We start from the raw sequence: 10,486 nt of genomic DNA on the forward strand, positions 1-10,486 counted from the left end.
CCCCTTGACCGTAGTAAATGGATCGGGAAATGGATCCTATGTCCCTGGCACGGATGTTGCCATCACCGCAGACTCACCTGCGGAGAATTACCATTTTGACAAATGGATTTCATCGGATGGTAAAATCATTTCCGATCTTACGGCGAGTGACAACTATAGTATGCCTGGTTATGCAACCACGATCACAGCTACCTATGCGCTTAATACCTATCACCTAAGCTTTGATCAACAGGGGGGTGAAGGGGGGGCGACCACCGCCACCGCCATCTATGGCAAGGCTATGCCTTTGGCAACAGTGCCAACCCGCACGGGCTATCTATTTCGCGGCTACTTTAGCGAAACGTTTGGCGAGGGCACCCAGTACTACACCTACCAAATGCAGAGTGCCAATAACTGGGATGTCACCGCAGATACGGTTCTTTACGCCCACTGGTCTCCATTTCATACGCTCATTCAAGAAGATTTTGAAAGCCCGGTCGTATCTGGTTACGGCGCAGGATCGTCCCCTGATAATGGCAAGTGGGTGAGGTCTCCGAATGATTCACATGGAATTGTCAACAAAGACGGCAATGCATTTTCTGCGCCAGACCCAAATCATCAAGCCTACGCATTTTGGTCAGAACAGAAGCTCACTACTACTGAGGGCGCCCTAGGAGTACTTGAGGCGGGCGCGACCTACAGGTTTTCCTTTGATGTTGTGGTAGATCTCGATAATGATGAACCCGGTTACTTCGGAACTCACTATAGTGTAGAATTGATGGCATTTGACCCATTTCGTGATACGTCTGGTCAAAATACAGGGACTGTCTTAGCTTCACGCAGCGGTGATGCTCCACGGGATCGCACGTTTAAGACCGTTTCGTTCGAATTTACAGCGGACCCTGATAGTCATGCGACCGAAATCGGAAAAGCTCTTGGATTCCGTATTCATGGGGATTCGAGCAGTGCAAGCTACGACAATGTGATCATCGAAATGATTAACCCTCCACACAGACTCAGCTACGATGACAACGGGGCTGATAGTGGTGCGGTTCCCGTTAGCATCATAGAGGAGTTCCATCCGGGTGAGGTGGTTACGGTTTTGGGAAATACGGGCAGTCTAAGCAAGGATAGCTTCACCTTCGCCGGCTGGAATACAGCTGCAAACGGGACGGGGACCACTTACACCTCAGGCCAGACCTTCTACATCACCAGTGACATAACGCTATACGCTCAGTGGTATAACTCCGACGCCAGCATCATTCATTACTCCGCTGGTATGGGCGGAAGCATCTCAGGCGATACGACCCAATTTATTCTTTCAGGAAGTAATGGTACGTCCGTCACCGCCGTACCAGATAATACGACGTACACCTTTGACCAGTGGAGCGACGGAAGCACCAATGCGACACGTCAGGAATTGTCAGTTTCTTCTAACGTGACCCTAACCGCCTCTTTTGTGCTAAGAAAGGCAACCCAGTGGAGCGACGCGAACTGGTCACCACTGCACCTCCCCTCAACCGAACTGTGGCTCGATGCCGCTGATACGGCGACCGTGGTCATGTCGGGTGACTCGGCGACCAGCTGGCATGACAAGAGCGGGTATGGCAGGCATGCCGTACCAGACCCGGCTAGTCAACCCACATACAGTACGGACAGTTTCAATGGGTCGCCGACTCTGGAGTTTGCAACGGCAGACGAAATGATCGCCGAAATCCCAAGCAATACGTTCTCATCAGGCATAAATGTGTATATGGTGCTCAAGAAACACGCTTACGCCTATGGTGACAAATTTCCTTTTCTAAGACTCAAGGACGGAAAAGCAGCACCATTTAAAGGACGCTGGGACACAGGCGGATACTTTAACAACCGATATGTGGGTGATGGTTCGGCTGAGGTGTCAACCTTCAGAAAGGGCATCTTTCCCGGGGCCGGCTCGCCACTGCTCCTGTCCATAGGAATAGATGCGACCACATACACCGAAATGTATAATGTGGTCAGTGGGTGGTCTGGTGCACATTCAGGGACGTATGGTGACACGGCTTCTGATGTCATCATCGGCAGAGGTTACACGGCCTACGATATCAGTGAGGTCGTCGTCACTGGCTCGCTGGAGCCCGAAGACCGCTTGAAGATGGAAGGCTACCTGGCGTGGAAATGGTTAATGGAAGACAATCTCCCCGAGGGGCACCGATTCAAGGACATGCCCCCCAAGCGCCAGACCCGAATACCGTTTCGTTTGCCTCAGCCCCTGCAGCGGACAGCGATACAGCCATCAGCATGACGGCCACGACCCGCAGCGATCCCTCCCTTTCGGTCGAGTACAGCTTCAGTGAGACCTCCGGCAATTCCGGAGGCACCAGCAGTGGTTGGCAGGTCAGTGCAACCTACACCGACGACGGGCTCACCCTCGATACCACCTACAGCTACACCGTCACAATGCGCGACAGCTCGGGCAACATTGGGCCACCCTCCGAAGTGGCGATGGCCCTGACCACGGGAGCACCTGACACCACCGCGCCGACCTTGATTTCCTTTGGCGATGATGTCGGAGGCGGTCCGATCACTGTGGGTGATCCGGTGACCTACCCCGTGACCTACACCGTGACCTTCAGCGAGGCCATGAATGCCTCGACGGTCGACACCGCCGACTTCGAGAACAATCCCTCGCTGAACGGCCCCGCCACGATCACCGTGGACAGCGTGGGCACCACCGGGAACCCTGCCGTGTTCGAGGTCGCGGTCACCACCACCGGGGTGGGACTCCTTCAACTGCAGATCGTTTCGACCGCCACTCTGGAGGACCCTGCGGCGAACGCCCTGGTCCCGGCCTCGGCGAGTCCCGACAATGACATCATCGCTTTCGCGAACCTGGTGGGCGAACTCGGCATTCTGAATCTGACCGCCAACGGGGGCATCAATCCCAACACCGGCAACCCCTGGCAAGTCGGTGACCAATACCGCCTCGCATTCCATACGGTGGGCTCTACGGGCACACGCAACGCAACCTCAAATGACCCCGCCGACTACAACACCTACGTCACAGCCGAAGCCCACGCAAATGCGACCCTCGTGGGCACGACTTGGAAAGCGATGGTTTCCGTGAATCTAAATAGCAGCACTACCGAGGCACTCTCCGCTAAGGTGAATGTTAAGGATAATACAGATACGGCCGATCTCTCGGGCGGTTCTGGCATTGGCGGTGCTGGTTTCCCTGTTTACGCGATAGATGGAACGACCTGCATCGCCAGAAACAACGCGGACATCTGGAACGGTTGGAGCAACCCGTTTGATAGCGATAGCAACGTGCGCACGGGTTCCGTGCGCTACTCGCCCTTCCTCGATCAATTTGGCAACCAGACAGTTAATCCGAATGCAAATGACGGCATCGACGTCGCGACTGGAGCGAAATCTAATGGAAGTGATAGCAATCCGCTGGGTAATACCACGGACAACACGACGTTCACCAGGGGCGCCGCAAATGCAAACACCTCCGGGCGCGTTTGGGAAATCTTCACGAATAACACCAGTGACACCTTGTCTTACTACGCGCTGTCGGAGCCTCTGACGGTGCAGGCGACCTCGCCCAACACGCCTCCCACGGTGACCATCAACACCCCGGATCAAACCGTCTATTTGCAAACCGTGACCACCATACCAGGCCTCTATTACGGAACGGCTTCAGGCGACATCAATGAATCGACCCCCAACCCGGAAACAGAAATCCTGGTTGATGTCTCCAGCAGGACGGAAAACTCGATTGCGGGCAGCACTACCGAAATCTACACCGGCAACATCTTCGATGCTGACGGCCAAATCAGCTTCACCGAATACATTGATGATAAAGCGCGCATCTGGATTGATGGCAATCTGGTGCTCTCCAATGATGCCTGGAACACTCGCACCCAGACAGCAAACTTGAACCTGGCACCCGGCTGGCACACCATCGAGATCCGTATCTCCAATGGCGGGGGCGGCAGCGGCCCGGTGGGCGGAGAAATCGGCATCGGCTATGACCCCGCCGGCGGGACGGCCTGGCAGATCCTGACGGATCCCGGCGATGGCAGCTTCCTGCGCATTAACCAGAACGCCGTTTCCGCCGTGGCCAATCAGGCTGTCGCAAACCTCGATGGCACCGTTACCGATGCCGAACAAATCCCGACTACTACCTGGACAAGGGTAGGTGGCGCTGGGGCCGGGGATGTAACTTTCGGAGATGCATCCGCCGTTGATACCACTGCGACCTTTACTGAAGCCGGAACATACGTTCTCCGCCTGACCGCCGACGACGGATACGACCAAAGCTTTGATGAAATCACCATCACAGTGATGCCCCCGGCCCCGTTGGCAAACTACGACGCCTGGGCGACCGGCGGTGAATTGAGCGGCGACGACGCCAACGGCGACGGAGTCTCTAACGGCCTGGCCTTCCTACTTGGAGCGGCCACCCCGACGGTCGATGCACAGGGGCTGCTTCCAGTGCCCACTGCCGACGGCAGCGGCAACCTGGTGATGACCTTCAACTGCCTGCCAACGACCGACCGCGGCACGGCGGCACTGAAGGTCTCGTACAGCAAAGACCTCGTGTCTTGGACGGACACGGTAACCGAGGTGCCTGATGCCGATGGCAACGATGCAGGTGGGGACGTGAGCTACGTGGTTGTTGCGGGACCTGCTGGTACTCCGACGACTAAAACCGTCACGGCCACCATCGACTCGTCCGTGGCTGACGGAGGAGACAAGCTCTTCGGACGCTTGGTAGGCGAGGAGTAACCTAGAATCAAAATCATCTCCCTTGCCGCTGGAAGACCTGCGGCAGGGGAAATCGGATCAAATAACTTCCGAAAGACGTAACAACCCCCTTTCTCCTCCTCGCATGATGCTCTCGACCACCTCACCCAAAAAGCAAATTCCTAGCAATCCCATGTTCTATCAACGAAGACAAAACTTTAAGTTTCAACGCCAGCTGCAAATCGGCTTGGCTCTTGCATTGGCATTGGCCTTTGTTGCCCAGGCATGCGCGGACGATCAAAAGACAGGCAAACATTTGTTTATCCTCTCAGGTCAATCGAACATGACCGGCACGGTCAAGGGAGCATTCGCAGCTCGTGTTGCAAAGCATTTTGGCAAGGAAAACGTCGTCGTCGTGATGCGCCAGAAATAGGGCCGCGGTATCCGATTCTGGGTCGCCGATTACCGCCAGCCCACCGGTCGCGGTCTAACCGACAAGAAGATGACTTCCAATGGTATGGAATACAAGCCCTTGATCGAGACCGCATTGGCCGCCGCCAAAGATCAATCCTTCGATACCGTCAGCTTCATCTGGATGCAGGGCGAGTCAGACGCCAACAACCGCCTCTCCGAGGTCTACGAAGAAAGCTTTATTAAATTGGTGAATAAACTCAAAAAGGATCTGGGTCGCGATGACCTGCAGTTTGTGATCGCCCGCATCAACGACTACGCCCGAAGCCGACCAGACAACGATCACTGGCGCAGTGTCAGGGAGACTCAGGTCAAGCTGGGCAAGACCCCGGGCAATGCCTGGATCGATACGGATGATCTCAACGGCGGCGATGCCAACAAACCCGACGGTGACATCCATTTCCCTGAAGAAGGAGCCGTCATCCTTGGCCAGCGATTCGCCGACAAAGCCATCGAGCTGATCACCAAACCATAGACGCCAGCTCAAACCGGTAAGAATAAACCATTACCCGACGTAACATTGAACGAACTTGCTACCATGAACAAAATTTCTCGAATCATTACCGCCTTACTCGTCCTAGCCAGCGTATGCGTATGGTCGTTGCCTGCGATGGCACAGGATAAGGCGGGCTCGATCTCCAGCGATGAAATCGTCGCGCTGAATACTAAGCTGGCCGAGGCCGGTCAACCCCCTTTCTCCTCCTCACTCGGGACTATGAGACACACTCGGGACTATGAGACAGACTAAGTGACATCGATATAAGGTCTATTCCTGTGATTACCGCATTCCACTGATGGTGGCGCTAACCTGTCGTTATTCTGAGGAATCAGGCGACTCGACTACCGATAGATTATCGAAACGAGCCGTCACCATATAGGCTTGAAGGCCAACAAATAACTGCCCTGGATCAGAATCGAACGTGAACTCCGCGATCTTCACTTGCTCTTGCTCGGACGCTCCGCGATACCAGCAAAATTCAGTCTCACTGACCCGCACCACCCAGAACGTCTCAGGTGCTGTGTACGGCGAGTTATTGAACCACTCGTAGGATCCTTTGAAATCGCGGGCAAAATCAATTTCGAAAACGCCAGCATCCACCCGTAAGCGGACGCTAGACCGTTTCTTGCTGGGATCGTCGGTTAGAATTTGCGAGGAGGAAGGTGCACTTGAGCTTTGTCGTAGTGCCACGACCTGTGTCAGCCACTCAGTCTTAAAACATTCATTTCCCCCGAGAGTGGAGCTACGGTGCACAAGCTGAGCGGCGGAGCTGGCTCGAATCTCGAGGACCCCGCTGCCTGCTGAGTCGATAGCGAACCCACCTTTGATCGCACCTCCGCGGTCGTAGTCGATGGACGTGTAGTCGCCCGAGGTGTCGGTTTCAAAATCATCCTTAAAGAGCACCGTCGCCGCAGCAGGTGCGCTTTTAGGTAGTTCCGTGTGAAAGGGATCCCGCAGCAGCGGAGTCTCTGTCCATCGCCCAGCTGGTCCGGCAACCCATGCCTCGTCCGCCACGATCAGTTGTTTGTTCTTTAATCCGTAGCGATTCAAGACCTCCACCTTGCCCGTGAAGACATGCACCTCATCGAGAAAATTCGGCTGAGTCAGGATTCCAAACACAGTAGCTAGATCAGTGAGCACGAGATCCGGCGTGCTCACCATGAACCCGACCGCCTTCTCGGGCACCTCAAACCGGCCAGTTCCACGGTTCATGTGGAGCAGATCCTTGCGGTGTAGCGTGAGATCATCCGGCCCCCGTATTATCCCGCGGACTCCAGAACCAAAATTAAGTTCCACCGTGCCGCATTGAACCTGTCGGCGCGTCCCCACCTCAATCGCCATTCCATCTGGTGAATCTTCACCATCCACGCCACTCAAGCTAAATTCCGACCCCGGACTCGTGATGAAAACCAAAACAGGTGGCTCATAAATGCAGATCTTTATCATCATCAAGGCCCCGATCATCAACATAGCAGCGGCAGCCATACCGGAATTCCGCAGAACTCGCCGCAGAACTCGCCGCTGACTTCTCTCGACGACTTGATCCATCGGCACGACTCTGAGTAAATCCACGTCTTCGCTGCGGATTTGAAGCGCATTATGCAAACGCACATATTCACGGTAGAGCTCCCGCGCTTCTGGGTTCTCTCGTAATTCTTGCTGCAGACCATCTAGGGCCGATGCTTCTAGCTCTCCTTCCAGCAGGTCTTGCAACTGCATTTCTAGTTCACGTCGGTTCATATGCGGGCATCGCTGATCGCGAGTTTATCTTTGACACACTTTCTCAGCGCCGCACGGATGCGGCAGAGGCTGTTGCGCAGGGTTTCGCTGGAGCGTCCACTGGTCGCGGAGAACTCGTCTAGTGTCCCTTTTGAAAAGTAGCGATGCTCGACCAACTCGCGCTCCGACTCACGCAGGCGCGTAAGGCAGTGCTCCAGAATCTGGAGGTGCTCCTCGGGTCTTTCCTCATCGCTCTGCAATGGCGCCGCCAACTGATCCGCCAGGTCTTCATCCAGCATCGTGGTTCCCAGCCGGTACATCTGGCGCCGGTGCGCCTGACCTCCAAACGCGCAATCGCACATACCCAAGCACGAAAGTTCGTTCCCTGCTCGAACTTCGCACGCTTTTCCCACAACACCAGATTGGTCTCCTGCAGAACGTCCTCAGCTCCACTCGCACCCGGCATCAGGGAGATAATGTACGCCCGTAGTTGCGACTGAATACGGGTTATTTCACCAATGAATACGGCTTCTTGTTGTGGTGGACGATGCTTCACTTCTCTAGTTTATAATGAGTACTACCTACACTACGGAGAATCTCCCGCCAATGTGAGCAGAAATTATCCTGCAACGCCATAAAAACCAATAGCCAAATCTCGATAGCCCGGTGAATTCAGATCATCGGCAGAAAAAAGTTCAAGAAATCTGCTCACATTCAGCACCAGATTTCCGTTACTTAGCGAAGTTGTCATTCTCGATGACGTTTTTCACCATCAAACGGCACCCTCAGGCTCATATTTACCATAAGCAATAACCACTAATACAAACAACAGAAAGAAAACAGATGAACAAAACTATTAAAACCACAACGCGATCAGCCCTCATTGCCACAGCATTACTGATGCCTAGCATGTCCCACGCAGCCACTCTAACTGCGGCGTACGATTTCGAGGGCAACGCCAACGACGGTGTTGGATCGAATGATCTTACGCTGAACACCGGCTCATCGCTGGGCACGCTCGCCGGACGCGACGCCCTGCTCGTCACAACTTCTGGCGGCAATGCGTCGGTCGCCACACCCGATAGCAATCTCAGCATTCCGACAGCCGGCGCGGACGACGGCAAGTTTTCGATCGCGATGTGGATGAATTACAACTCCTCAACCGACCAATACGCAAGAGCGCTCACCCGCTCGTACGGCGGAGGAGCCTACAATATCGCGTTTGGGTCTGGTAATGCCACGACGTCCACGCTCGCTTTTCGAGTGAATGACCCCGGATTTACCACACTAAGTACGACGCTCACGATTTCCCGTGACACGTGACACGTGACACGTGGCATCATGTCGCTTTCAGCTTTGACAACGGCGCGGTCACCGCGTGGATCGACGGAGTGCAGGAGACCCTCACCACGCCCGGCGGCGGCAGCATACAGGGCGGCGCCCCATTCGTTCTTAGTGCCGGCAACTCCGGCAGTGGTTTTGCTGGGGCCATGGATGACGTCTCGTTCTTCCACGGCGTTCTCAACCAATCGGAAGTCGATGGCTGATCACCGCCGTGCCAGAACCATCCACCACCGCCCTACTCGGCCTCGGTGGACTCGCCTCATCCTCCGCCGCCGCAAGTAATCTGGCATCGAAATAGAAAAAATTCATACTGCCCAGCTCATCCCCCGGACAGGGGAATCGGGCTGGGCAGTTTTACTTCAGCCTCATCCTATGATCCGCTCCACTCCCTCTCTCTGTATCGCTGTGCTGCTAGCTTTTGCCAGTGCTCTATCCGCAGCAAGCTTTCTTGATGATTTTAGCCTTGATACATCATCAGATTATAAAGCCACGGATACACACGGTTCAGGCGGTATGTTTACGATTTCAGGTGGGACACTCAATCTGAGTCCAGCGGGTTCGAACACCCACGATGTCTTTCACAAAACAGCTCGGCTTGAGGTGGGTGAATTTGTGCGGGTCACGGTTCCTGCGGGCACGGTCAAAGACTTTTTCCTGACTGCATCCACAACCGACCGTGGACCCAATACAGGGAGCGAGGACGGGATACGCTTTGTTCTTGCCTCAACGGCACGTTCGAAAGTCGGGTTTATCGTGATGGAGCGGCAACAACTACATCTTATGCGGGCTCCCCTGCGGGGTGGACCGGCGACATGACGATCTCTATTTACCGGGATAGCGCTACACAGTATAGAGTCGGATACGACACTGGGAGCGGGATTGACATTCTGGATACCATTACGATTACCCAGACGGCTGCGGTTGATTCTCTGTATGTAGGAGTCGAAGCATACGGAGGTGCTGTAAGAAATTTTGATAACCTTGAAATAGGCACGACAGCAGAGCAGCCGACGATTTCGAATTTCTCGATATCGGCTACAACGATCAATGAGCCGGGGCAGGTCACCTTCACGTGGTCAGTTACCAATGCCTGCACCGTCAGCGCTCAATGGACAAGACGTATCTGGGCAGTCGCCATTGACGGTTTTGGTGAACCAAGCGCAAGGTTTCATTCTGTTAGTAAACCATAGCAATGGCGCTACGGCGAGCCAGACCATTAGAGTCGTTGTTGGGGAGGGGGGATCCTTCTCAATTGCCGCTGTGGCAGACCCTCAGTACGCGGATGTTCCCGTCGGATGGCGCGGAGGTGGTCGCGAACCCGAGGAAGGGGTGAATCGACTCACCCACGCTGTGACACAGTACAATCAGCGAAACCTGGATTGGGGTGTGGTGCTTGGAGACATGATCGATTTTGATGATATTGACTATGGAAACCCTCCTCCAGGAACTGCTAGTGGCACTCACGACTGGTCGAATGCCGACGCTATCCTTGCGGCTTGGAACCAGCTCAATATTCCCCGGTATCACGTGCTCGGCAATCACGAGTTCTACGTGCCCAATGCCGATACGGATGGGATGAAAAAGCCGTATAGCGTCTTTAGGAAATTTGGATTCGATCAGCAGCCTTACTTTAGCTTCCGGCATAAGGGATTTCGCTTCATCACGATCATGGCGGATTGGCGTTATCTCGACTTCGATCCCAGCCTGCCTGAATACACCGTGGCTCAAAACTACTATTAACCC

The 10,486-nt window shown here is 54.6% G+C and carries 12 protein-coding genes and 1 pseudogene; 10 read left to right on the plus strand and 3 right to left on the minus strand.

What is annotated here, in order from left to right; genetic code table 11:
• The 5 genes from BSZ32_RS03330 to BSZ32_RS03350 all read left to right on the plus strand — a co-directional run.
• The coding region (locus BSZ32_RS03330; RefSeq protein WP_165788611.1) for an InlB B-repeat-containing protein at nucleotides 1-2,263 on the plus strand (2,263 nt) is incomplete at its 5' end.
• The gene (locus tag BSZ32_RS03335) at nucleotides 2,260-4,752 is read left to right on the plus strand and encodes a PKD domain-containing protein (RefSeq protein ID WP_105042109.1); all 2,493 of its coding nucleotides are present in this window, start codon (nucleotides 2,260-2,262) and stop codon (nucleotides 4,750-4,752) included. The genes BSZ32_RS03330 and BSZ32_RS03335, both read left to right, overlap by 4 nt.
• A gap of 22 nt (nucleotides 4,753-4,774) precedes the next feature.
• Nucleotides 4,775-5,143 carry a hypothetical protein gene (locus BSZ32_RS03340; protein ID WP_129589572.1) on the plus strand — a complete coding sequence of 123 codons (369 nt, stop codon included), beginning with the start codon at nucleotides 4,775-4,777 and terminating at the stop codon, nucleotides 5,141-5,143.
• Nucleotides 5,144-5,227: 84 nt separating this feature from the next.
• On the plus strand, nucleotides 5,228-5,656 hold the full coding sequence (locus BSZ32_RS03345) for a sialate O-acetylesterase (RefSeq protein ID WP_206018704.1): 429 nt from the start codon (nucleotides 5,228-5,230) through the stop codon (nucleotides 5,654-5,656).
• Between the two features lie 63 nt (nucleotides 5,657-5,719).
• The gene (locus tag BSZ32_RS03350) at nucleotides 5,720-5,929 is read left to right on the plus strand and encodes a hypothetical protein (RefSeq protein ID WP_105042112.1); all 210 of its coding nucleotides are present in this window, start codon (nucleotides 5,720-5,722) and stop codon (nucleotides 5,927-5,929) included.
• A gap of 66 nt (nucleotides 5,930-5,995) precedes the next feature.
• Here the strand turns inward: BSZ32_RS03350 and BSZ32_RS03355 are convergent, their stop codons facing one another.
• From BSZ32_RS03355 to BSZ32_RS20515, 3 genes and pseudogenes are all read right to left on the minus strand, one after another.
• On the minus strand, nucleotides 5,996-7,420 hold the full coding sequence (locus BSZ32_RS03355) for an anti-sigma factor family protein (protein WP_129589573.1): 1,425 nt from the start codon (nucleotides 7,418-7,420) through the stop codon (nucleotides 5,996-5,998).
• On the minus strand, nucleotides 7,417-7,698 hold the full coding sequence (locus BSZ32_RS19600; RefSeq protein WP_240610554.1) for a hypothetical protein: 282 nt from the start codon (nucleotides 7,696-7,698) through the stop codon (nucleotides 7,417-7,419). The genes BSZ32_RS03355 and BSZ32_RS19600 overlap by 4 nt, the downstream gene beginning before the upstream one ends.
• A gap of 47 nt (nucleotides 7,699-7,745) precedes the next feature.
• Nucleotides 7,746-7,955: pseudogene (locus BSZ32_RS20515) on the minus strand (sigma factor); the annotation flags it as partial.
• Nucleotides 7,956-8,242: 287 nt separating this feature from the next.
• On the opposite strand from BSZ32_RS20515, the gene BSZ32_RS03370 reads away from it, so the two are divergent.
• From BSZ32_RS03370 to BSZ32_RS03395, 5 genes are all read left to right on the plus strand, one after another.
• Nucleotides 8,243-8,722, plus strand: a complete 480-nt coding sequence (locus BSZ32_RS03370; RefSeq protein WP_105042116.1) for a hypothetical protein — start codon at nucleotides 8,243-8,245, stop codon at nucleotides 8,720-8,722.
• The gene (locus BSZ32_RS03375; protein ID WP_105042117.1) at nucleotides 8,719-8,946 is read left to right on the plus strand and encodes a LamG-like jellyroll fold domain-containing protein; all 228 of its coding nucleotides are present in this window, start codon (nucleotides 8,719-8,721) and stop codon (nucleotides 8,944-8,946) included. Before BSZ32_RS03370 ends, BSZ32_RS03375 begins: the two co-directional genes overlap by 4 nt.
• Nucleotides 8,946-9,041, plus strand: coding sequence for a PEP-CTERM sorting domain-containing protein (locus BSZ32_RS20520; RefSeq protein WP_425500441.1), 96 nt, complete (start codon nucleotides 8,946-8,948; stop codon nucleotides 9,039-9,041). Before BSZ32_RS03375 ends, BSZ32_RS20520 begins: the two co-directional genes overlap by 1 nt.
• A gap of 74 nt (nucleotides 9,042-9,115) precedes the next feature.
• Entirely contained in the window at nucleotides 9,116-9,559 is a 444-nt protein-coding gene (locus BSZ32_RS03385) for a hypothetical protein (protein ID WP_105042119.1), read from the plus strand.
• Nucleotides 9,560-9,829: 270 nt separating this feature from the next.
• A complete protein-coding gene (locus tag BSZ32_RS03395; protein ID WP_165788612.1) occupies nucleotides 9,830-10,483 on the plus strand; it encodes a metallophosphoesterase in 654 nt (217 codons plus the stop codon).
• Nucleotides 10,484-10,486: the final 3 nt, after the last annotated feature.

Source organism: Rubritalea profundi (assembly GCF_002954445.1).
Taxonomy (GTDB): Bacteria; Verrucomicrobiota; Verrucomicrobiia; order Verrucomicrobiales; family Akkermansiaceae; genus Rubritalea; species Rubritalea profundi.

Coding starts and splice junctions, on each gene's coding strand:
- BSZ32_RS03335 (WP_105042109.1), top strand. CDS start 2,260: ATGACGGCCACGACCCGCAGCGATCCCTCCCTTTCGGTCGAGTACAGC.
- BSZ32_RS03345 (WP_206018704.1), top strand. CDS start 5,228: ATGGAATACAAGCCCTTGATCGAGACCGCATTGGCCGCCGCCAAAGAT.
- BSZ32_RS03350 (WP_105042112.1), top strand. CDS start 5,720: ATGAACAAAATTTCTCGAATCATTACCGCCTTACTCGTCCTAGCCAGC.
- BSZ32_RS03355 (WP_129589573.1), bottom strand. CDS start 7,420: ATGAACCGACGTGAACTAGAAATGCAGTTGCAAGACCTGCTGGAAGGA.
- BSZ32_RS19600 (WP_240610554.1), bottom strand. CDS start 7,698: ATGCTGGATGAAGACCTGGCGGATCAGTTGGCGGCGCCATTGCAGAGC.
- BSZ32_RS03370 (WP_105042116.1), top strand. CDS start 8,243: ATGAACAAAACTATTAAAACCACAACGCGATCAGCCCTCATTGCCACA.
- BSZ32_RS03385 (WP_105042119.1), top strand. CDS start 9,116: ATGATCCGCTCCACTCCCTCTCTCTGTATCGCTGTGCTGCTAGCTTTT.
- BSZ32_RS03395 (WP_165788612.1), top strand. CDS start 9,830: ATGCCTGCACCGTCAGCGCTCAATGGACAAGACGTATCTGGGCAGTCG.